The sequence below is a fragment of the Ancylobacter sp. FA202 genome, from assembly GCF_000380205.1.
GTDB lineage: Bacteria > Pseudomonadota > Alphaproteobacteria > Rhizobiales > Xanthobacteraceae > Ancylobacter.
Genome location: NZ_KB904818.1, coordinates 229,359 through 252,071 on the forward strand (window position 1 = coordinate 229,359; position 22,713 = coordinate 252,071).

19 protein-coding genes are annotated in these 22,713 nt (G+C 66.1%); 15 read left to right on the forward strand and 4 right to left on the reverse strand.

Annotation, left to right across the window (positions count from 1 at the left end):
* The first annotated feature begins 109 nt into the window (after positions 1-109).
* Genes A3M1_RS0100985 through mnhG form a run of 6 tightly spaced genes read left to right on the forward strand, consistent with a single transcriptional unit; the run spans position 110 to position 6,155 of the window.
* Positions 110-3,019, forward strand: coding sequence for a monovalent cation/H+ antiporter subunit A (locus tag A3M1_RS0100985; RefSeq protein WP_018387080.1), 2,910 nt, complete (start codon positions 110-112; stop codon positions 3,017-3,019).
* Positions 3,019-3,369 (forward strand): Na+/H+ antiporter subunit C, encoded by a 351-nt coding sequence (locus A3M1_RS0100990; protein ID WP_018387081.1) that lies wholly within the window; start codon positions 3,019-3,021, stop codon positions 3,367-3,369. The genes A3M1_RS0100985 and A3M1_RS0100990 overlap by 1 nt, the downstream gene beginning before the upstream one ends.
* Entirely contained in the window at positions 3,366-5,027 is a 1,662-nt protein-coding gene (locus A3M1_RS0100995) for a monovalent cation/H+ antiporter subunit D (RefSeq protein WP_018387082.1), read from the forward strand. Before A3M1_RS0100990 ends, A3M1_RS0100995 begins: the two co-directional genes overlap by 4 nt.
* Positions 5,024-5,521, forward strand: coding sequence for a Na+/H+ antiporter subunit E (locus A3M1_RS0101000; RefSeq protein WP_018387083.1), 498 nt, complete (start codon positions 5,024-5,026; stop codon positions 5,519-5,521). Before A3M1_RS0100995 ends, A3M1_RS0101000 begins: the two co-directional genes overlap by 4 nt.
* Complete coding sequence (locus tag A3M1_RS0101005) at positions 5,518-5,799, forward strand: K+/H+ antiporter subunit F (protein WP_018387084.1); 282 nt, start codon at positions 5,518-5,520, stop codon at positions 5,797-5,799. The genes A3M1_RS0101000 and A3M1_RS0101005 overlap by 4 nt, the downstream gene beginning before the upstream one ends.
* Positions 5,796-6,155: a monovalent cation/H(+) antiporter subunit G gene (gene mnhG / locus A3M1_RS0101010; RefSeq protein ID WP_018387085.1), complete on the forward strand. Its 360-nt coding sequence runs from the start codon at positions 5,796-5,798 to the stop codon at positions 6,153-6,155. Before A3M1_RS0101005 ends, mnhG begins: the two co-directional genes overlap by 4 nt.
* 18 nt (positions 6,156-6,173) lie before the next feature.
* On the opposite strand, the gene A3M1_RS0101015 is transcribed toward mnhG, so the two are convergent.
* Both A3M1_RS0101015 and A3M1_RS0101020 read right to left on the reverse strand, forming a co-directional pair.
* Positions 6,174-6,431, reverse strand: a complete 258-nt coding sequence (locus A3M1_RS0101015; RefSeq protein ID WP_018387086.1) for a hypothetical protein — start codon at positions 6,429-6,431, stop codon at positions 6,174-6,176.
* Positions 6,432-6,511: 80 nt separating this feature from the next.
* Entirely contained in the window at positions 6,512-8,353 is a 1,842-nt protein-coding gene (locus A3M1_RS0101020; protein WP_018387087.1) for a sigma-54-dependent Fis family transcriptional regulator, read from the reverse strand.
* A 238-nt stretch (positions 8,354-8,591) separates the two neighbouring features.
* Here A3M1_RS0101020 and adh point away from each other — a divergent pair, with 238 nt between their 5' ends.
* Positions 8,592-10,109 carry an aldehyde dehydrogenase gene (adh, locus tag A3M1_RS0101025; protein ID WP_018387088.1) on the forward strand — a complete coding sequence of 506 codons (1,518 nt, stop codon included), beginning with the start codon at positions 8,592-8,594 and terminating at the stop codon, positions 10,107-10,109.
* 286 nt (positions 10,110-10,395) lie between these two features.
* The gene (locus tag A3M1_RS0101030) at positions 10,396-10,815 is read left to right on the forward strand and encodes a DUF779 domain-containing protein (protein ID WP_018387089.1); all 420 of its coding nucleotides are present in this window, start codon (positions 10,396-10,398) and stop codon (positions 10,813-10,815) included.
* A gap of 12 nt (positions 10,816-10,827) precedes the next feature.
* On the opposite strand, the gene A3M1_RS0101035 is transcribed toward A3M1_RS0101030, so the two are convergent.
* On the reverse strand, positions 10,828-11,760 hold the full coding sequence (locus tag A3M1_RS0101035) for a response regulator transcription factor (RefSeq protein ID WP_018387090.1): 933 nt from the start codon (positions 11,758-11,760) through the stop codon (positions 10,828-10,830).
* Positions 11,750-15,139 (reverse strand): ATP-binding protein, encoded by a 3,390-nt coding sequence (locus A3M1_RS0101040; RefSeq protein WP_018387091.1) that lies wholly within the window; start codon positions 15,137-15,139, stop codon positions 11,750-11,752. Before A3M1_RS0101040 ends, A3M1_RS0101035 begins: the two co-directional genes overlap by 11 nt.
* A 489-nt stretch (positions 15,140-15,628) precedes the next feature.
* Between A3M1_RS0101040 and urtA the strand changes: the two genes are divergently transcribed.
* The 7 genes from urtA (at position 15,629) to A3M1_RS0101075 (ending at position 22,508) form a co-directional block, all read left to right on the forward strand.
* The gene (urtA, locus tag A3M1_RS0101045) at positions 15,629-16,912 is read left to right on the forward strand and encodes an urea ABC transporter substrate-binding protein (RefSeq protein ID WP_018387092.1); all 1,284 of its coding nucleotides are present in this window, start codon (positions 15,629-15,631) and stop codon (positions 16,910-16,912) included.
* Positions 16,913-17,013: 101 nt separating this feature from the next.
* A complete protein-coding gene (gene urtB / locus A3M1_RS0101050; protein WP_018387093.1) occupies positions 17,014-17,940 on the forward strand; it encodes an urea ABC transporter permease subunit UrtB in 927 nt (308 codons plus the stop codon).
* A 10-nt stretch (positions 17,941-17,950) separates the two neighbouring features.
* On the forward strand, positions 17,951-19,123 hold the full coding sequence (urtC, locus tag A3M1_RS0101055; RefSeq protein ID WP_018387094.1) for an urea ABC transporter permease subunit UrtC: 1,173 nt from the start codon (positions 17,951-17,953) through the stop codon (positions 19,121-19,123).
* An 11-nt stretch (positions 19,124-19,134) separates the two neighbouring features.
* Entirely contained in the window at positions 19,135-19,902 is a 768-nt protein-coding gene (gene urtD / locus A3M1_RS0101060) for an urea ABC transporter ATP-binding protein UrtD (protein WP_018387095.1), read from the forward strand.
* Positions 19,903-19,912: 10 nt separating this feature from the next.
* The gene (urtE, locus tag A3M1_RS0101065) at positions 19,913-20,602 is read left to right on the forward strand and encodes an urea ABC transporter ATP-binding subunit UrtE (protein ID WP_018387096.1); all 690 of its coding nucleotides are present in this window, start codon (positions 19,913-19,915) and stop codon (positions 20,600-20,602) included.
* Positions 20,603-20,667: 65 nt separating this feature from the next.
* The gene (fmdA, locus tag A3M1_RS0101070; protein WP_018387097.1) at positions 20,668-21,897 is read left to right on the forward strand and encodes a formamidase; all 1,230 of its coding nucleotides are present in this window, start codon (positions 20,668-20,670) and stop codon (positions 21,895-21,897) included.
* Between the two features lie 254 nt (positions 21,898-22,151).
* Complete coding sequence (locus A3M1_RS0101075) at positions 22,152-22,508, forward strand: zinc ribbon domain-containing protein (RefSeq protein ID WP_026221076.1); 357 nt, start codon at positions 22,152-22,154, stop codon at positions 22,506-22,508.
* Positions 22,509-22,713: the final 205 nt, after the last annotated feature.

Genomic DNA, 22,713 nt, shown 5'->3' on the forward strand with positions numbered 1-22,713 from the left:
GTTTCTGCCTTGCGTGAAGACGATCAAATCAACCATAATGGGCGACATCTCGCAAGATGCTCTCGCAAGACGCTAGGATTCACCGCCCGCAGGGAGGCTCCCGCTACCTATGCCGCATGACACGCTTCTCCTCGTCGCGCTGCTTCTGCCGTTTCTCGGCAGCCTCGCTGCGGGGTTTCTGCCGACCCATGCGCGCAATGCCGCGGCGGTTCTGGCGGGAAGCGTGGCGGTGGCGGGGATGGCGATCACCATCTGGCTCTACGCCATGGTGGCGGAAGGCACGCCGGTGCAGTTCTGGCTGTCCTGGCTGCCGATGCTGGGGCTCGATTTCACCCTGCGGCTCGACGGCCTCGCCTGGCTGTTCGCGATGATGATCTTCGGCATCGGCGCGCTCGTCGTGCTCTATGCCCGCTACTACATGTCGCCCGAAGACCCGGTGCCGCGCTTCTTCTCCTTCCTGCTCGCCTTCATGGGCTCGATGATCGGCATCGTGCTGTCGGGCAACCTCATCCAGCTGGTGTTCTTCTGGGAACTGACCAGCCTGTTCTCCTTCCTGCTCATCGGCTACTGGCACCACAGCGCGAGCGCGCGCGACGGCGCCCGCATGGCGCTCACCGTTACCGGCACGGGCGGGCTGTGCCTGCTGGTCGGGGTGCTGCTGGTCGGGCGCATCGTCGGCAGCTACGACATCGACCAGGTGCTGGAATCGCGCGACCTCATCGTCCAAAGCGATCTCTACGTGCCGGCGCTGGTGCTGATCCTGCTTGGCGCCTTCACCAAGAGCGCGCAGTTCCCGTTCCATTTCTGGCTGCCGCACGCCATGGCGGCGCCGACCCCGGTCTCGGCCTATCTGCACTCGGCCACCATGGTGAAGGCGGGCATCTTCCTGCTGATGCGGCTGTGGCCGGTGATGTCGGGTACCGATGCCTGGTTCTACCTGGTGGTACCGGCCGGGCTGGTGACACTGCTGCTCGGCGCCTTCATCGCCATCTTCCAGCAGGACCTGAAGGGGCTGCTCGCCTATTCCACTATCAGCCATCTCGGCCTGATCACCCTCCTGCTCGGCCTTGGCAGCCCTCTGGCGGCGGTGGCGGCGATCTTCCACACGCTGAACCACGCCATCTTCAAGGCGTCGCTGTTCATGGCGGCCGGCATCATCGACCATGAGACTGGCACCCGCGACCTGCGCAAGCTGAGCGGGCTCTACCGCTACATGCCGTTTACCGCGACGCTGGCCATGGTCGCCGCCGCCGCCATGGCCGGGGTGCCGCTGCTCAACGGCTTCATCTCCAAGGAAATGTTCTTCGCCGAGGCGGTGGCCGACCATACCGGCTCGCTGCTCGACGACAGCCTGCCCTATTGGGCGACGCTCGCCGGCGTGTTCAGCGTCACCTATTCGCTGCGCTTCATCCTCGGCGTGTTCTTCGGACCCCCACCCATCGATCTGCCGCACCGCCCGCACGAGCCGGCGCACTGGATGCGCTTCCCAATCGAACTGCTGGTGCTGATCTGCCTGCTGATCGGCATCGTGCCGGGCCTGACCGTCGGCCCGGTGCTGGCCACGGCGGTGAATGGCCTGCTGGACACCACCCCGCCCTATTACAGCCTGTCGCTCTGGCACGGCTTCAACCTGCCGCTGATGATGAGCCTGATCGCCATGGCCGGCGGCGTGGTGCTGTATCTCGGCCTGCGCCGCTACCTTGAGAGCGGCATAGAGGGCCCGCCGATCCTGCGCGATTTCAAGGGCCAGCGCATCTTCGAAAAGGTGCTGGCGACGCTCTCCTGGCAATGGGCGCGGGCGGGCGAGAGCGCGCTTGGCACGCGGCGCCTGCAGCCGCAGATGCGGATTGTCATCAGCCTCGCCGTAGTGGCGGCGCTGGCGCCCTTCCTCGCCAATGGCGCCGTCGGCACCGGCGACATGCCCGGCACGCCGCTGCCGCCCGCCTTCGCCCTGCTGTGGCTGATCGGCGGGGCCTGCGCGCTCGGCGCCGCCTATCAGGCCAAATACCACCGTTTCGCCGCGCTGGTGCTGGTGGGCGGGGCGGGTCTCGTCACCTGCCTCACCTTCGTCTGGCTCTCGGCCCCGGACCTTGCCGTCACCCAGCTGCTGGTGGAAATCGTGACCACGGTGCTGCTGCTGCTCGGCCTGCGCTGGCTGCCCAAGCGGATCGAGGAGGTCTATCCCACGCGCCCGCCGCTGAAGGTGCTGCTGCGCCGCTATGTCGACATCACCATCGCCTGCGCGCTCGGCGGGGTGATGGCGTTCCTGGCCTATTGCCTGATGACCCGCCCGCTGACCTCAAGCGTCTCGCGCTTCTTCGTCGAGCGCGCCTATTCGGAAGGCGGCGGCACCAACATCATTAACGTCATCCTGGTGGATTTCCGCGGCTTCGACACGATGGGCGAGATCGTCGTGCTGTGTCTCGCCGCGCTCACCGTCTTCGCCCTGCTGCGCCGTTTCCGCCCCGCCCCGGAGAGCATCCGCACCCCGGAGCAGCAGCGCATCCAGAACGCCTATGACGAAGCCTCGCCCGACCGCTCGCCCGGCGACACCGTGGCCGACTATATGCTGATCCCGCGCCTCATCATGCACTGGCTGTTCCCGGTGATCGCGGTCATGGCGGTCTATCTGTTCATGCGCGGGCATGATCTGCCAGGCGGCGGCTTTGCCGCCGGCATCACCCTCTCCATCGCCTTCGTGGTGCAGTATATGGCGAGCGGGGCGCGCTGGGTGGAGGACCATCTGCGGGTGCTGCCGCTGCGCTGGATGGGGCTGGGCCTGCTCACCTCCTGCGCTACCGGCGTCGGCTCCTGGTGGTTCGGCTACCCGTTCCTCACCTCGCATTTCCAGTATGTGGAGGTGCCCTTCATCGGCAAGATGCCGGCGGCCTCGGCGCTGCTGTTCGATCTCGGCGTGTTCGCGCTGGTGGTCGGCGCCACCGTGCTGATCCTCATCGCCCTTGCCCACCAGTCGCTGCGCAGTTCACGCGCCGCGCAGGTCAATGAGGGGGGCGAGTGATGGAAATCGTCCTCTCCATCGGCATCGGCCTTTTCACCGCCTCGGGTGTCTGGCTGCTGCTGCGCCCACGCACCTACCAGGTCATCATCGGCCTCGCTTTGCTGTCCTATGCGGTGAACCTGTTCATCTTCGCCATGGCCGGCGGGGGCTTGCGCGTCGACGCGCCGCCCATCCTGGCGCCCGGCGGCGTCGGCGATCCCACCGCCATCGCCGACCCGATCCCGCAGGCGCTGGTGCTCACAGCCATCGTCATCGGCTTCGCCATGACGGCGCTGTTCCTGGTCGTGCTGCTGGCCGCGCGCGGGCGCACCGGCACCGACCATGTCGATGGACGGGAGCCGGATCGATGACCCCGGTTCTCGACCATCTCGCCATCCTGCCGATCCTGCTGCCGCTGGCCGTCGGCGCCTTCATGCTGCTGTTCGACGAGCGCCGGCGCCTGCTGAAGATGTCGCTTAGCCTGGCCACCGTCTTCGCGCTGCTGGGAATCGCGGTGACGCTGGTGGTGCTGGTCGGCCTGCCCAATGGCGACCGCTGGTCGACCATGATCGTCTATCCGCTCGGCAACTGGCCGCCGCCCTTCGGCATCGTGCTGGTGGTGGACCGGCTCGCGGCAATGATGCTGCTGCTCACCTCGGTGCTGGGCTGCGCCACGCTGCTTTTCGCCATGGCGCGCTGGCACAAGGCGGGGCCGCGCTTCTACACGCTGTTCCTGCTGCTGCTGACCGGCCTCAACGGCGCCTTCCTCACCGGCGACCTGTTCAATCTCTTCGTGTTCTTCGAAATCCTGCTCGCCGCCTCCTATGGGCTGGTGCTGCACGGCTCCGGCACCGCGCGGGTTCGGGCGGGGTTGCACTATATCCCGATCAACCTTGTCGCCTCCTCGCTGTTCCTGATCGGCGTGGCGGTGATCTATGGCGTCACCGGCACGCTCAACATGGCCGACCTCAGCCGGATCGTGCCGACCCTGGCGCCGGAGTCGCGCACGCTGATGGAGGCGGGCGCGGCGGTGCTCGGCATCGCCTTTCTGGTGAAGGCCGGCATGTGGCCGCTCAGCTTCTGGCTGCCGACCACCTATGCCGCCGCCTGCGCGCCGATCGCCGCCATGTTCGCCATCATGACCAAGGTCGGCATCTATGTGATCCTGCGGCTGTTCCTGCTGTGCTTCGGCGACGAGGCGGGCGCCTCGGAGGAATTCGGCGCGCTCTGGCTGTATTATGGCGGCATGGCCACCATCCTGTTCGGCGGCATCGGCGTGCTGGCCTCGCAGTCGATGCAGCGGCTCGGCGGCTATTCGGTGCTGATCTCTTCCGGCACGCTGCTCGCCGCCATCGGCACCGGCAACAGCGCGGTGATATCAGGCGCGCTCTATTATCTCGTCACCTCCACACTGGCGATCAGCGCCTATTTCCTGCTGGTCGAGCTGATCGAGCGCGGCCAGGCCGCCGGCGCCGATGTGCTCGCGGTCACGCTGGAGATTTTCGGCGACCCGGAAGAGGACATCGAGGACGAGGACGAGGAGGTGGGCGTCGCCATTCCCGCCACCATCGCCGTGCTCGGCGGGGCGTTCCTCGCCACCACGGCGCTGCTCGCCGGCCTGCCGCCTCTGTCGGGCTTCATTGCCAAATTCGCCATGCTCTCGGCGCTGCTGAACGAGGCCGGCGACATTCCCTTCGCCCATTGGTCCTTCGTGGCGCTGCTGATGCTGTCGGGCCTCGCCACCCTCATCGCCATGACCCGCAACGGCATCCGCACCCTCTGGGTGCCGGCGGAGACGGAAATCCCCCGCGTGCGCGCCATCGAGGCGATCCCGGTGGGAGCGCTGCTGTTCCTGTGCGCGGCGATGACCTTCGCCGGCGGACCGGTCATGCGCTACATGGAGGCCACCGCGCAGATCCTGTACTGGCCGAGCGAATATGCCCGTGACGTGCTCGGCGACCGCCCCGCCGGCCACATCACCAGCGATCCCCGCGCCAGCGGGCACGGCCCGTCGGGAGGCCCGCCATGACCCGGCTGAAGCGCGTTCTGCCCTACCCGCTGCTGTTCCTGGCGCTGCTGGGCATGTGGCTGCTGATGACGCAGAGCCTGTCGGCAGGGCAGATCCTGCTCGGGGCGATCGTGGCCTTTGGCGGCTGCTGGACGATGGTGGCGCTGGACCCGCCGGCCGGCCGACTGCGCCGTCCCAGCGCGGTGGCGCGCCTCGCCGGGCGGGTCTTCGTCGACGTGTTTCGCTCCAATCTCGCGGTCGGCAGCATCATCCTCGGCAATGAGGACCGGCGCACCCATTCTGGCTTCATGAGCCTGCGGCTCGACCTCACCAGCCCCTATGGGCTCGCTGTCCTGGCCATCATCCTCACCTGCACGCCCGGCACGCAATGGGTGCGCTACGATCCCTCGCGGCGCGTGCTGATGCTGCATGTGCTCGACCTGGTGGACGACAGGTACTGGGTGCGGACCATCAAGGAGCGCTATGAGAGCCTGCTGATGGAGATCTTTGAATGAGCGTCGCCATCCTCGGCTGGTCGATCACGCTGGCGCAGGTGCTGCTGACCCTCGCCATGGCCTGCGCGGTGCTGCGCTTCATGCGCGGGCCCCGGGCGCAGGACCGCATCATCGGCCTCGATACCTTCTACGTGAACGCCATGCTGCTGCTCGTCACCCTCGGCATACGCAGTGGCGCCACGCTCTATTTCGAGGCGGCGCTGGTCATCGGCCTGCTCGGCTTTGTCGGCACGGTGGCGCTGGCCAAGTTCCTGATGCGCGGCGAGGTGATCGAATGAGCGCCCCGGACTTGCCGCTCTGGGCGGCCATTCTCGTCTCGTTCTTCCTGGTGGCCGGCGCGCTGGTGACGCTGCTCGGCTCGATCGGCCTGTGGCGGCTGCCGGACTTCTACGCCCGGCTGCACGCCCCCTCGCTCGGCGCCACGCTGGGCACCGGATTGACCCTCGTCGCCTCGATGATCTGCTTCTCGGTGCTGCAGGGCCGGCCGCTGGTGCACGAGGTGCTGATCGGCGTGTTCGTCACCATCACCACGCCGGTCACGCTGATGCTGCTGGCCAGCGCCTCGCTTTATCGCGACCGGGTGGAAGGCAACGACGCCGCACCCAAGAAGGACCCGCCGCCGACCGAGCTGTAAGCGCGGGCCCGCCTGCGTTCAGCGGCGCGGGTCGTCCGGCTTCTTCGGCGTGCCGTCGAGCGACCCGTCGACCGTCTTCACGGTATCAGGGGCAAAGCGTCCGCCGTCGCGGGCGGACGGCTCGCCATCGGTGGGGTGATTGTCGTTGTCCACCTCGCCCAGCGGCGGCTTGAGCGGATCGGACACCGCCGTCGTCCGGTCTTCGAGCACGGCGTCGATATTGGCGGGATCGACGACGACGGGGTTCTGGTCGAGCTTGCGGGGATCAAGAACCATCGGGCGGCCTCCATGGATATGTCAGGAGGTAACGGGCCGGATGGTCGCGAGTTCCCTGCCAGTGCCCTGCCGCCGCCCGCTCAGGCGTGGAACAGCCGCCGATAGAGAGTCGAGCGGTTGACGCCGAGCCGGCGGGCCGCCTGCGAGACATTGCCGCCGCAGGCCTCCACCGCCTGCCGCATCGCCTCGACGGTAAGCGCGTCGAGCGTGCCCGCCGGGGCCGTCCCCGCCGGCGCCGCCAGAATCTCCGGCGGCAGCATGTCCTCGCCGACCGGGCGGAACGGGTCGGCCAGAGCCGCCAGAGCGCGCAGCGTGCCGGCCAGCTGGCGGAAATTGCCCGGCCAGTCATAGGCGGCGAGCCGCGCCTCGCAGGCGTCCGAGAGCGTCAGCCGCTCATCCTCCACCAGCCGACGCCACAACGCCCGCACGATCTCCGCCCGGTCCGGCAGGCGGCGCAGCGGCGGCAGTTCGATCGTGTAATGGGCGATGCGGAAATACAGGTCCTGCCGGAAGCTGCCAGCCTCCACCAGCAGGCGCAGATCGCGATGGGTGGCGCAGAGCAGGGCGAAATCCACCTTCACCGGCCGGCCGCCGCCCAGCGGGGCGACCTCACGCTCCTGCAGCACCCGCAGCAGGCGCGACTGCAGCGCCAGCGGCATGTCGCCGATCTCGTCGAGAAACAAAACGCCGCCATCGGCCTCGCGCAGCAGGCCGCGTCGGCCCTGCCGGCGGGCGCCGGTGAACGCGCCGTCCTCATAGCCGAACAGCTCGGATTCGATCAGCGTCTCGGGAATGGCTGCGCAGTTCACCGCCACGAAGGCGCCGCCGCCGCGCGCGCTCAGCCGGTGGATCTCGCGCGCCGCCAGTTCCTTGCCGGTGCCGGTTTCGCCGCGGATCAGCACCGGCACATCGGCGCCCACCATCCGCACCGCCCGCGCCAGCGCCGCCCGCTCCTCGGCACCGAGCAGCGGCCCCTCTTCGCGCCGCGCCGGGCGCAGCTTGGGCGGTGCAACGGGCCGCGCGCCCGAGCCCTCGAAGCGGCCATAGAGCGGCCCGCCGCCGCGCCCGCGCAGCGCTTGCGTCTCGCCATCCGTGCCGGGCAGCCGCTCCAGCAAATCGCCGGCCCGCTTTTCACCGAGCGCCGACCAGTCGGCGCCGACCAGCCCGAGCCCTGCCCGGTTCGCCGCCACCAGCCGGTCGTCCTCGAACACCAGCACGCCCTCGCGTGAGGTGCCGAGCAGCGCCCGGTCGGCCTGCAGCCGCAGCACCCGGCGGCCGGCGAAACCCTCGTCGAAGAACCGATGCTCGATCTGCTCCACCGCGAGGCGCACCAGCCCGAGCGCGTGGCGATGGTCCACCGCCGCCGGGCCGGACATGTCCAGTGCCCCGACCGTCTGTCCATAGGGATCGAGGATCGGCGCCGCCGAACAGCTCAGAATGCCGTGCGGGTCGTAATAGTGCTCGCCGCCATGCACGCAGATCGGCCGGCCTTCGACCAGCGCCGTGCCCACCGCATTGGTGCCGGTGGAAGCCTCGCCCCACAGCACACCGGGCCGCAGCGCCACCTGCGCCGCCCGGGCGGCGAAATCGGCATTGCCGAGCGCGTCGAGGATCAGCCCCTCGTCGTCGGTGAGGATGACCACGCAGCCGGTCTGCATGGCATCGGCATACAGGCTTTCGATTTCCGGCCGGCACAGCCGGCGCAGCCGCTCATGCCGCTCGGCAATGGCATTGAGCTCAGGGGCGGTCAGCGGCTCGAGGCGTGGCAAGGCGGCGCTGTCGAGCCCACGCTCGGCGCAGCGCTTCCATGAGCGCAGGATCGGCTCGGGCACCAGCGCCGCCAGCGGCCTGTCGTGCAGGCCGAGCTGGAAGAACTGCTTGCGCGCGGCCAGAACGGCGCGCGGCGAGGCCTCTTGGCGCATGCGATCCTCCCGGAGTGTTGCAAAATGCCACACATGTCGCAGGTCTTGTTGTTCTTTCCGACAGTCTGCACCAAGTTTTCAGGCCGCGTCCATCGGTATCATCCTCAACCCCGCGCGAGTACATCGCCACTGCGAGCAATTCCAATCCTTTGCCGTGTCGCAATAACGATTTTGTGCACTGCGGAAACAGTCTGGCACGGCCGGTGCAATATTGAGTGTCCCAGTCTGGGAGGATCCAATGAACAAGCCAGAAATCGCCATCACCAAGCAGTCGCCCTTCAAGGCCCGCTACGGCAACTTCATCGGCGGCAAGTTCGTCGAGCCGGTCGCCGGCCGTTATTTCGACAACACCTCGCCCATCACCGGCGGCAAGATCTGCGAGATCGCCCGCTCCGACGCGGACGATATCGAGAAGGCGCTCGACGCCGCCCATGCCGCCAAGGACGCCTGGGGCAAGACCTCGGCCGCCGAGCGTGCGATCATCCTCAACAAGATCGCCGACCGCATGGAGGATAATCTCGACCTCCTGGCGCTCGCCGAAACATGGGACAACGGCAAGCCGATCCGCGAGACCACCGCGGCCGACATGCCGCTGGCCATCGACCATTTCCGCTATTTCGCCGGCGCCGTGCGCGCCCAGGAAGGCGGCATCAGCGAGATCGACCACGACACCATCGCCTATCATTTCCACGAGCCGCTCGGCGTTGTCGGCCAGATCATCCCGTGGAACTTCCCCATCCTGATGGCGGTGTGGAAGCTCGCCCCGGCGCTGGCCGCCGGCAATTGCGTGGTGCTGAAGCCGGCGGAGCAGACCCCGGCCTCCATCCTCGTGCTGGCGGAACTGATCGCCGACCTGCTGCCCCCGGGCGTGCTGAACATCGTCAACGGCTTCGGCCTTGAGGCCGGCAAGCCGCTCGCCAGCTCCAGCCGCATCGCCAAGATCGCCTTCACCGGCGAGACGACGACCGGCCGGCTGATCATGCAGTATGCCAGCCAGAACCTGATCCCCGTCACGCTGGAACTGGGCGGCAAGTCGCCGAACATCTTCTTCGCCGACGTGGTGGCCGAGGATGACGATTTCTTCGACAAGGCGGTCGAGGGCTTTGTCATGTTCGCGCTCAACCAGGGCGAGGTCTGCACCTGCCCGAGCCGCGCGCTGATCCAGGAAAGCATCTATGACCGCTTCATGGAGAAGGCGCTGAAGCGGGTTGAGGCCATCGTTCAGGGCTCGCCGCTCGACCCGGCGACCATGATCGGCGCCCAGGCCTCTTCCGAGCAGCTGGAGAAGATCCTCTCCTATATCGACATCGGCAAGCAGGAAGGCGCCGAAGTTCTGATCGGCGGTGAGCGCAACAATTTCGGCGGCGACCTCGCCGGCGGATATTACGTCAAGCCGACCGTGTTCAAGGGCCACAACAAGATGCGGATCTTCCAGGAGGAGATCTTCGGCCCGGTTGTCTCGGTGACCACCTTCACGGACGACGCGGAAGCGCTCCACATCGCCAACGACACGCTCTACGGCCTCGGCGCTGGCGTGTGGACCCGCGACGGCAACCGCGCCTACCGCTTCGGCCGCGCCATCCAGGCCGGCCGCGTGTGGACGAACTGCTACCACGCCTACCCCGCCCACGCGGCGTTCGGCGGCTACAAGCAGTCCGGCATTGGTCGCGAGAACCACAAGATGATGCTCGACCACTACCAGCAGACCAAGAACATGCTGGTCAGCTACAGCCCGAAGAAGCTCGGCTTCTTCTGAGCGAAGGCGCGGTCGCCCGCGGAAACGCGGGCGGCACCGCCTGACGAACGTCATCCCCGGGCCCGGCCCGGGGATTCACGCCTTCGGCTCCTCCTCAAAGCCGTGGATCGCCGGGCCAGGCCCGGCCATGACGGCTGGGGATTTGACCTACAATGAACAACGAGGGGCAATTGCCCCCTCCTCCAGGCAGGGCTTGATTCCGGCACCGGGCCCTCACCTCTTGAAGGCCGAAGACGGGTTCGCGGGTCGCGCCCGGTGACGAGGCAAAGGGAGCGAAGGAGTTTCCATGGACACGCTGACAGCCGCCCCCGCCTACCCGGTCCAAGACACCATCCCCCGCGTCCGCGCCACCGAGGCGGCGCTGGCGCTCATCGCGACGCTCACGGCCGAGCATGGAAAATTGCTGTTCCACCAGTCCGGCGGCTGCTGCGACGGCTCTTCGCCCATGTGCTACGCGCAAGGCGACTATATTGTCGGCGACCGCGACGTGCGGATGGGCGAAATCGGCGGGGCGCCGTTCTATATGAGCCCGTCGCAGTTCGAGTACTGGCAGCACACACAGCTCATCATCGACGTGGTGCCCGGGCGCGGCGGCATGTTCAGCCTGGAGAACGGGCGCGACCAGCGCTTCCTCACCCGCTCGCGGCTGTTCGCCGATGACGAACTGGACCGCCTTGCCCCCCTCGCCTATGGCGCGGCGGATTGAGCGCGCAAAGCGCTACCGCGGCGCCAGCGCCGTCACCGCCAGCGCGGTGGCCGCCGCCCGGTTCTCCACGCCAATCTTGGCGTAGATCTGTTCCAGATGCTTGTTCACCGTGCGCGGCGACAGGCCCAGAATCTCGCCGATATCGCGGTTGGCCTTGCCGCGCGCCAGCCAGACCAGCACCTCGGATTCGCGCAAGGTGAGGCCCAGCTTGGTCTTCAGCACCTGCTCGGGGGGAATGCCGGAATCCTCGACAATGCGCAGCAGCAATTCCTCCGGGCCGATCTGCCCGACATAGGACAGCTTCAGCCGGCGGGCCGAGCCCTCCAGCACCACCTCGATCGCCTCCGGCTCGCTGGTGGCGCCCTCTACCTTGCGCCCTTCCAGCCAGCGCCGCACCACCTCCGGCAGAGTGAAGCTGTCGCCGGGGGGCGAGATGCTGAGGGCGGTGAGCAGCGCGGTGGCCTGCGGTGTGCTCCACAGCACCCTCCCCGCCCGGTTGGCGGAGAGCAGATAGCGCCCGGCCGCGTCCAGCGCGGCGCGGGCGCTGTGGGTCTGGCGGGCATTGGCGAGGTGAACGCGGATGCGGGCGATCAGCTCGTCCGGCGAGATCGGCTTGGTGACATAGTCGACCCCGCCCGCCTCCAGCCCCTTCACGATCTGCTCGGTCTCGGACAGCCCGGTCATGAAGATGACGGGCACATGCGCCACCGCTTTGTTGCGTTTGAGCCGGCGGCAGGTCTCGAATCCGTCCATGCCGGGCATGACCGCGTCCATCAGCACCACATCGGGGGTGATGCGCTCGACCAGCGCCAGCGCGTTGGCGCCTTCGGTCGCCACCAGCACGGTGGCGCCGGCCGCTTCCAGCGCATCGGTGAGGAGACTGAGGGTTTCGGGCGAATCATCCACCACCAGGACGATGTCTCGGCGCTCCACGCTATGCATCATTGCTGCGCAACGCCTCCAGCACGGCCATGTATTGTTTGAGGTCGAAGGTTTCCATCAGGTCGCGCATATGGGCGACGAAGGCGCGGTGGTCGGGCGAGGCGCCTTCAATCTCCTTGAGCTTGGCCTGGATACCGCGCACATAGCCGATCTCCCCCAGCTTCATCAGGTCGTCGAGATGCACGCCCGCCGGCGGCCGCAACTCGCCCGGCTTGGTGGCTTCGCCGGCGGCCATGGCGGCGAGTTCGCCATCACCCACCCATTCGAGATCGAGCAGCGCCGCCATCTTCTCCAGCAGCGTGCGCAGATGCACCGGCTTGACCAGATGGTCGTCATTCTGGGCGAGGCCGTCGCCGAGAATCTCCCCGGCATTGGCGGAGATCATGATGATGCGCAGCCGCCCGAAGCCCTCGTCGCGCAGCTGGCGCACCACCTCCCAGCCATTGAGGCCGGGCATGGCGATGTCGAGCAGCAGCATGTCCGGCTCCCATTCGCGCACCATGTCGAGCGCCTGCACGCCGTCCGAGGCGGCGAGCACGGTGAAGCCGAGCGGCACCAGCAATTCGTGCATCAGGTCGCGATGGGCGACATCGTCATCGGCCACCAGAACGGTGCGGCGCGGGCCGGTGTAGCCGGCGATATGCCGGTGCTGGATCGGGCCGAGGCGCGAGGGGTTGGTCACTTCCGACAGCATCATCTTGACGCGGAAGACGCTGCCCTCGCCCGGCGCCGATTTCAGCGAGATTTCCCCGCCCATGATCTCGGTGAGCAGCTTGGTGATGGTGAGGCCGAGGCCGATGCCGGCGGTCGAATAGGTGCCCGCCCTCTCGCCGCGCTCGAACGGCTCGAAGATGCGCTTGTGGTCGGCGGCGGGAATGCCGATGCCGCTGTCCTCGATCTCGAACTCCGCCACCTGGTTGCGATAGGAAACGCGCAGCGCCACCCGGCCGCGCTCGGTGAACTTGATGGCGTTGGAGAGCAGGTTGATGAGGATCTGCCGCAGCCGCTTCTCGTCGGTGAAGACGGTTCCGGGTAACCGATCGGGCCGGACATAGACGAAATCGATCCCCTTGGCGGTGGCCTGCAGCCGGAACATGTCGACCAGCTGGTCGAGGAACTCGCCGATCCGCACCTCGTCGCGGGTGAGATAGAGCCGGCCGGCCTCGATTTTCGAGATGTCGAGCAGCCCGTCGATCAGGCCGGACAGATGCTCGGCCGAGCGGCGCACCACGCGGATGGCGTCGCGCCGGTGCGGGGGAATGGCGACATCGCGCTCCAGCAGCTGGGCATAGCCAAGGATCGCGTTGAGCGGGGTGCGCAGCTCGTGGCTGATGCCGACCACATAGCGGCTCTTGGCGAGATTGGCGGCCTCGGCGGCCTCCTTGGCCTTCTGCAGCTTGGCGTCGGTGCGCTTGTGCGCCTCGATCTCGCGCATCAGCAGCGCGGTCTGGCGGTTGCTCTCCTCCTGCGCCACGCGCCGGCTCTCCTGCGCCAGCACGAACAGCCAGGCGGCGACACCGGCAATGATCAGAAGGATAAAATAGAGCGTGAACAGCACATTGCCGACCGTCTCGGTCTGGTCGGGCGGCGCGAAGGTCGACTGGAAATAGATGACGCCCAATATGCCGCCGATGACGATCGCCAGCAGCGACATCACGCCGATATAATGGCCCAGCCGGGAATTGAGCTGCGCCACCATCCAGCCCGGCAGGGTGGCCCGCAGCGCGCCCAGAATCTGCTCGGGAAAGCGCGCATCCTCCTTGCAGCGGTCGTTGCAGCGGGCATCCAGCGAGCAGCACAGCGAGCAGATCGGGCCGGCATAGACCGGGCAGTGCGCCATGTCCTCCGGCTCGAACTTGTGCTCGCAAATGCAGCATTTGAGCGTGTGGCGGGCCTCCCAGTTCTTCGCCGTCCGCCGCGCGATGTAGTAGCGCCCGCCGGTGGCATAGGCGATGCCGGCCGCAGCGACGAAGGAGACCACCAACGCCAGGAACGGCGCGAACACTTTCAGCGTCGGGCCGAAGAAGCCGGCAAAGGCAATGACGCCGATCAGCGTGCCGGCCAGCAGCGCGCCGACGCCCACCGGGTTAATGTCGTAGAGATGCGCCCGCTTGAACTCGATGCCCGGCGGGCTCCAGCCCATCGGCTTGTTGACCACGAGGTCGGCCACCAGCGCCGCCACCCAGGCCACCGCGACGATGGAATACAGCCCGAGGATCTGCTCCAGAACCTTGTAGATGCCGAGCGCCATCAGCATCAGCGCGATGGTGACGTTGAACACCAGCCACACCACCCGGCCGGGATGGCTGTGGGTCAGGCGGGAGAAGAAGTTCGACCAGGCGATCGAGCCGGCATAGGCGTTGGTCACATTGATCTTGAGCTGCGCCAGGATGACGAACAAGCCGGTGAAGGCCAGCGCCAGCTCGGGGGAAAACACCGTCCTGAACGCCACCAGATACATCTGGGTCGGCTCGGCGGCGTGCAGGAAGGGGATGCCCTGGGTGAGGGCAAAATAGGCGAGGAACGAGCCCGCCAGCATCTTGATGCCGCCGGGGATGATCCAGCCCGGCCCCGCGCTCAGCAGCGCCACCCACCACAGCACGTTGCGCCGGGTCTCGGTGCGGCCCGGCGCCCGGCGGGGCAGGAAGCGGAGAAAATCCACCTGCTCGCCAATCTGCGCAATCAGCGCGAACACCACGGTGGTCGCGGTGCCGAACAGCACCAGGTCGAACGAGCCATCCGGGGCGCCGAAGCGGCCGGTATAGGAGGTCCAGCCGGCCAGCGGCGCGTCATAGAGCGCGAAGATGAAAATGAAGGGAATGATGTTCAGCACTAGCCAGACCGGCTGGGTCCACAGCTGGAACCGGCTGATGAAGGTGATGCCGTGCGTGACCAGCGGGATCACCACCAGCGCGCTGATGAAATAGCCCACCATCAGCGGCACGCCGAAGCACATCTCCAGCGCCAGCGCCATGATCGCCGCCTCGATGGCGAAGAACAGATAGGTGAAGGAGGCGTAGATCAGCGAGGTGAGCGTCGAGCCGATATAGCCGAAGCCGGCGCCGCGGGTCAGCAGGTCGATATCGACGCCGAACTTGGCGGCGTAGTAGCTGATCGGCAGGCCTGCGGCGAAGATGACGACGCAGACCACCAGGATCGCCGCCACCGCGTTTGGAAAGCCATAGGCCAGCGTGATCGCCCCGCCGATCGCCTCCAGCGCCAGGAACGACACGGCGCCGAGCGCGGTATTGGCCACGCGCAGCGCCGACCAGCGGCGCGCGCTCTTGGCGGTGAAGCGGAGCGCATAGTCCTCCAGCGTCTCGTTGACGACCCACTGATTATAGCGGCGCCGAACGCGAACGATCTTCTGCTCCGCCGCCATGGGGTTTTGCCTCGCCGTGCCAACGCCAGACATTCTTCCGCGCTCACCCTCCCCAGGGCATGTCGTGTTTTTGCACCACGTCAGTTCCGGCCCGCCACGATCGCCGCCCCGGACAACGAAGCATAAATCGTTCCATTCGCGCGAGACCGACAAAAGAAAGTCATTCCAACGAACCTACACGCATCTAATTACCGCTATCTGCTAAAACTCTACCCGACTGCCCAATAATACGGCTGCACGGCGAGCCATTACGCTTATCAACTAAACATCTTTTCTCGCGCGCGCGCGAGAAATATCTCCAGCCCCGCGCCAACATCTTGGCGGAAACACACACATCCCATGTTGGGCTCCACTGTGCGGGAGGAGAGACGGTTCCCCTATACGTCAATCGACGTATTGCTGCATCGCGACATCGGCCGCCACGATCCAGCCAATGCAAGCACATGAGAAGCTTGTTGAGGCCACGTCAAACCCGTGGAGGGGAATCGTATGTCTTCGCAAAACGATCAATCGAACAAGTTTTCAACGACGCGGCGCAAGCTCTTGATGGGAATTGCGGCGCTGCCGGCGGTGCCTCTTCTTGCGTCCACCGGCCTCTTTTCGACACCCGCCATGGCCCAGGCGCCCGCCACCTCGGCGGTGAACACCACCGGCCTTGCCGTTACCGATACGGAAGTCACCGTCGGCATCCTGCACTCCGTCACCGGCACCATGGCTATCTCCGAGACCGGCTCGGTGCAGGCCGAAAAGCTGGCGATCGACCAGATCAACGCCATGGGCGGCGTGCTCGGCCGCAAGATCAAGTTCATCCAGGAAGACGGCGCCTCCGACTGGCCGACCTTCGCCGAGAAGGCCAAGAAGCTCCTCGTCAACGACAAGGTCGCGGCCATCATGGGCTGCTGGACCTCGGCGTCCCGCAAGGCGGTGCTGCCGGTGGTCGAGCAGTATAACGGCATGCTCTACTACCCCACCTTCTATGAAGGCCTGGAGCAGTCCAAGAACGTCATCTACACCGGCCAGGAAGCCACCCAGCAGATCCTCGCCGGCCTCGACTGGGTCGCCAAGACCAAGAACGGCAAGACCTTCTACCTCATCGGCTCAGACTATATCTGGCCGCGCACCTCGATGAAGATCGCCCGCAAGCACATTGAGGGGCATCTGAAGGATTCCTCGGTTGTCGGCGAAGAGTATTTCCCGCTCGGCCACACCCAGTTCAACTCGGTCATCAACAAGATCAAGCTGAAGAAGCCGGACGTGATCTACGCCGCCGTCGTCGGCGGCTCCAACGTCGCCTTCTACAAGCAGCTGAAGGCGGCCGGCATCGACCTCAACAAGCAGACCCTGCTGACCATCTCGGTCACCGAGGACGAGATCGACGGCATCGGCGGCGAGAACATCGCCGGCGCCTACAGCTCGATGAAGTACTTCCAGTCGCTCGACAACCCGAACAACAAGGAATTCGTCGCCGCCTTCAAGAAGATGTGGGGCGAGAAGACCGTGATCGGCGACGTCACCCAGGCCGCCTATCTCGGCCCGTGGCTGTGGAAAATGACCGTCGAGAAGGCCGGCTCCTTCGACATCGACAAGATCGCCGCCGCCTCGGCCGGCATCGAGTTCAACAAGGCGCCGGAAGGCTACGTCAAGATCCACGACAACCATCATCTCTGGTCGAAGGCCCGCATCGGCCTCGCTCTGCCCGATGGCCAGTTCAAGGTCGTCTACGAGACCCCGGACCTGATCGAGCCCGATCCGTTCCCGAAGGGCTACCAGTGATCGCCTGACACTCCCACCCGGAGAGGGCCCCGCGCCCTCTCCGGGGCTCTTTGCCGTTGACGCAAGACCGCGCAACTGCGCGCTCGCCGGGGGAACCTTGAATGTTCGCTGACTATTCGCTGGCCGAGCTTGGCTCGATTTTCGTGATGCAGGGCTTCGCAGGCCTCATCCTGTTCTCGGTTTTCGTCCTCATGGCCCTCGGCCTGGCCATCATCTTCGGCCAGATGGGCGTCATCAACATGGCGCATGGCGAGTTCATGATTCTCGGCGCCTATGTCACCTATTTCACTTCGCAATTTTTCCTGAACTACCTTCCCGGCTTGTTCGGCGCCTACTTCTTCCTCGCGATGATACTGGCCTTCTTCGCCGCCGGGGCGCTCGGCATGGCGGTGGAATGGCTGATGATCCGCCGGCTCTACAAACGCCCACTCGACACGCTGCTCGCGACCTGGGGCCTCAGCCTCATTCTTCAGCAGCTCTATCGCTCGGTCTTCGGCCCGCGCGAGGTCGGCGTCGAGCTGCCGAACTGGATGATGGGCTCGATCTCCGTCACCGACACGATCGAGGTGCAGATCAACGGCCTGTTCGTCATGGGCCTCACCATCGTCATCACCGTCGCTGTCGCGCTGCTGATGTACAAATCGGCCTGGGGCAAGCAGGTGCGCGCCGTGGTGCAGAACCGCGTCATGGCCGGCGCCGTCGGCATCGATACCGAGAAGGTCGACCGCTACACGTTCGGCCTCGGCTGCGGCATTGCCGGCGTCGCCGGGTCAGCCTTCACCATGATCGGCTCGACCGGCCCCACCTCCGGCCAGCTCTACATCGTCGACACCTTCCTGGTCGTCGTCTTCGGCGGCGCGCAGAGCCTGCTCGGCACCATCGCCTCCGCCTTCACCATCTCGCAGGCCCAGTCGACCATGGAGTTCTTCCTCTCCGGTTCGATGGCCAAGGTCCTCACGCTGCTCGGCGTGGTCATCATCCTGATGCTGCGGCCGCAGGGCCTGTTCGTCATCAAGGTCCGTCGCTGAGGAGGCGCACATGTTCAAGTCCGACCGCACCTTCTTCCTGCGCCCGCAGGACATGATCGGGATCGCCGTCCTCGCATTCCTGCTGATCGTGATCCTGCCGCTGACGCTGGACAATTTCCGCCTGCAATTCGTCGGCAAATACCTCACCTACGCCTTCGTGGCGCTCGGCCTGGTGTTGTGCTGGGGCTATGCCGGCATTCTGTCGCTCGGCCAGGGCGTGTTCTTCGGCCTTGGCGGCTACTGCATGGCGATGTTCCTCAAGCTGGAATCCTCCAGCGTCGAGGCCACCAAGATCCAGACCACGCCGGGCATCCCGGACTTCATGGACTGGAACCAGATCACCGAGCTGCCCTATATGTGGCAGCCCTTCAACAGCCTCACCCTCACCCTCATCGCGGTGATCCTGGTGCCGGCGCTGTTCGCCTTCATCGTCGGCTTCGCCATGTTCAAGCGGCGGGTGGGCGGCGTGTACTTCGCCATCATCACCCAGGCACTCGCCGCGATCATGACCATCCTGATCATCGGCCAGCAGGGCTATACCGGCGGTATCAACGGCATCACCGATCTGCGCACGCTGAACGGCTGGGACATCCGCACCGACAGCGCCAAGACCATCCTCTATTTCGTCTGCGTCGCCCTGCTGATCGCCTGCATCCTGATCGCCTATTTCGTGAAGTCCTCGAAGCTCGGCCGCATCCTCGTCGCCATGCGCGACAAGGAGGACCGGGTGCGCTTCTCCGGTTACGACGTCGCCAATTTCAAGGTGTTCGTGTTCTGCCTCGCCGCTTCGCTCTCGGCCATTGGCGGGGCGATGTTCACCCTGCAGGTCGGCTTCATGTCGCCCTCCTTCGTCGGCATCGTGCCCTCGATCGAAATGGTGATCTACGCCGCGGTCGGCGGGCGGCTGTCCATCCTCGGCGCCATCTACGGCACGCTGCTGGTGAACTGGGCCAAGACCTCGTTCTCGGAGAGCTTCCCCGAGCTCTGGCTGTTCGGCCTCGGCGGCCTGTTCATCGCGGTGGTGCTGATCTTCCCGAACGGCATTGCCGGCCTCTGGCAGACCTATATCGCTCCGCGCCTCGGCCCGCTCTTCGGTGGCACCGCCGCGCGCCGGGCCAGCCCTCCCGCGACGCCGCCCGCCTCGCCGCCCCCCTCGGCGGCCGCCCCTGCCGCCGCCGAATAGGAGCGCGAGCCATGAACAGTGCTGTCATCGCCGACACCATGAACAAGGATTTCGTCCTTGCGGTGGAAGGCCTCACCGTCTCTTTCGACGGCTTCAAGGCGGTCAACGACCTGTCCTTCTACGTCGATGAGAACGAGATCCGCGTCATCATCGGCCCCAACGGGGCCGGCAAGACCACGGTGCTCGATCTGATCTGCGGCCGCACCAAGGCGACCACCGGCTCGATCCGCTTCAAGGACCGCGAGCTGACCAAGATGAAGGAGCACGAGATCGTGCGCGCCGGGGTGGGGCGCAAGTTCCAGAACCCGTCGATCTATGAGGACCTCACCGTCTTCGAGAACCTGGAAATCTCCTACCCCAAGGGCCGCTCGGTGCCCGGGGCGCTGACCTTCCGGCGCGACCGGGCGGTGAAGGAGCGGGTGCAGGAGATCGCCGAGACCATCTTCCTCGCCGACCAGCTCGACCAGCGCGCCGAATATCTCTCGCACGGCCAGAAGCAGTGGCTGGAGATCGGCATGCTGCTGATCCAGGACCCGGAACTGCTCATGCTCGACGAGCCGGTGGCCGGCATGAGCGTTTCCGAGCGCAAGAAGACGGCCGAACTGCTCAACACCATCATCAAGAACCGCTCGGTGATCGTGATCGAGCACGACATGAAGTTCGTCGAGGACATCGCCCACAAGGTGACGGTTCTGCACCAGGGCAAGATTCTCTCGGAAGGCTCGATGGCCAAGGTCCAGGCGGACCCGAAGGTCGTCGAAGTCTATCTCGGCCATTGAGGGGCGGATCATGCTGAACGTATCCAGGCTGCACGTCTCCTATGGCGAGAGCGAGGTTCTGCACGGCCTCGACTTCAAGGTGGCGCCGAACGAGATCATCGCCATCATGGGCCGCAACGGCATGGGCAAGACCACGCTCATGAAGTCGCTCATGGGCATCGTGCCGACCAAGAGCGGCACGGTAAGCGTCGGCAGCACCGATATCACCCGCTTCAAGAGCTATGAGCGGGTCAAGAACGGCGTCGCCTATGTGCCTCAGGGCCGGATGATCTTCTCCACCATGACGGTGCAGGAGAACATCGAGACCGGCCTCATCCCGCGCGGCGAGAGCAAGGTGCCGCCCGACATCTACGAGCTGTTCCCCGTCCTTCTGGAGATGAAGGGCCGGCGCGGCGGCAATCTGTCCGGCGGCCAGCAGCAGCAGCTCGCCATCGCCCGCGCGCTCGCCACGGCGCCCAAGGTGCTGCTGCTCGATGAGCCGACGGAAGGCATCCAGCCCTCGATCATCCGAGAGATGGCGCGGACGCTGAAGCGCATCCGCGACGAGCGCGGCCTCTCCATCGTGGTGTCCGAGCAGGTGCTGTCCTTCGCGCTCGAAATCGCCGACCGGGTACTGGTCATCGAGAATGGCGAGATCGTCCACGAGGACAAGCGCGCCGACATCGACGAGGCCAAGGTCGCCCGATTCCTTTCGGTCTGAGCCCCCGCCAGACCGCCGTTCCCAGCCTGCCCAAACTTCCAGTTCGTACCCGGGGAGAGAGACGCATGACCGAGACGCTTATCAAAGTTGACCTGAACCAGTCGGCCTATGACAACGACATGGTTCACAACCGCTGGCACCCGGACATTCCGATGGTGGCCTGGGTGAAGCCGGGCGACGATTTCATCGTCGAGACCTATGACTGGACCGGCGGCTTCATCAAGAACAACGATTCCGCCGACGATGTGCGCGACATCGACCTGTCGATCGTGCATTTCCTGTCCGGCCCGATCGGCGTCAAGGGCGCCGAGCCGGGCGACCTGCTGGTGGTCGACCTGCTCGACATCGGCGCCATGCCCGACAGCCAGTGGGGCTTCAACGGCTTCTTCTCGAAGAAGAATGGCGGCGGCTTCCTGACCGACCATTTCCCGCTGGCCCAGAAGTCGATCTGGGACTTCAAGGGCATGTACACCTCCTCCCGCCACGTCCCCGGCGTGAACTTCGCCGGGCTGATCCACCCCGGCCTGATCGGCTGCCTGCCCGACCCGAAGCTGCTGGAGACCTGGAACACCCGCGAGCAGGCGCTGATCGACACCAACCCGACCCGCGTGCCCGCCCTCGCCGTCCCGCCCTTCGCCGCCACCGCCCATATGGGCCGGCTGACCGGCGACGCGCGGGCCGCCGCCGCCGCCACCGGCGCGCGCACCGTTCCCCCGCGCGAGCATGGCGGCAATTGCGACATCAAGGACCTGTCGCGCGGCTCCAAGATCTATTTCCCGGTCTATGTCGAAGGCGGCGGCCTCTCCATGGGCGACCTGCATTTCAGCCAGGGCGACGGCGAGATCACCTTCTGCGGCGCCATCGAAATGGCCGGCTGGGTACACCTCAAGGTCGAGGTGCTGAAGGGCGGCATGGCCAAGTACGGCATCAAGAACCCGATCTTCAAGCCCTCGCCGGTGACGCCGAACTATAAGGACTACCTGATCTTCGAGGGCATCTCGGTCGACGAATATGGCGGCCAGCACTATCTCGACGTGCACATCGCCTATCGCCAGGCCTGCCTCAACGCCATCGAGTACCTGAAGAAGTTCGGCTATTCCGGCGCCCAAGCCTATTCGATCCTCGGCACAGCGCCGGTGCAGGGCCACATCTCCGGCGTGGTCGACATCCCCAACGCCTGCGCCACGCTGTGGCTGCCGACCGAGATCTTCGACTTCGACATCAACCCCACCGCCGCCGGGCCGACCAAGTTCATCGACGGCTCGATCGACATGCCGCTTTCACCGGACCTTTGACCCCCTCTTAGTCCGGTGCATGCGGGGCGGCGCGAAGCGTCGCCCCGCTCTTCCTCAGGATTCTGGGGCGATGCCGAAGGCGTCGCCCCGCTCCTTCCTAGAGATTTGGAGCGACGCCAACGGCATCGCCCCACCCTTCCCAAGATTCCGGGGCGATGCCTGGCATCGCCCTTGCCTTCGAGGAAACGCCCAAGGGGCACACAAGGCCGCAGCAAAGGCCCGCCCGAACGCCATGCCGAGTGAAGGACACGCTCATGCCCGTCTACGAATATGAATGCGACAGCTGCGGCGATTTCACCGCCATGCGGCCGATGAGCGAGTATCAGGCGCCCCAGCCCTGCCCGGATTGCGGCGCGATGGCCCCGCGGGTGATGCTGACAGCACCGCATTTTTCCGGCATGTCGCGCGACAGCCTCCAAGCCCACGCCACCAATGAGCGGGCAAGCCACGCGCCGATGACCACGGGCGAATACGCGGCGAAGAAGCACCCGTCGAGCTGCTCCTGCTGCGCCGGCGGCATGAAGAGCCGGACCAAGAAATCCAAGACCGCCACCGCCGCCAGCGGCGCCAAGAGTTTCCCCTCCGCCCGGCCGTGGATGATCAGCCACTGAACCGGCACACGGATGGCAGCACCGTCATCCTGAGGTGCGAGCCGCAGGCGGGACTCGAAGGACCCTGCCCCGCCTGCGTGCTTCGAGGCCGCCCTCACGGGCGGCACCTCAGCATGACGGGTGAACCTCCCAGGAGGCATCGGCGCGGCCTTCTTCCCCCCAACACCGTCATCCTGAGGTGCGAGCGGAGCGAGCCCCGAAGGAT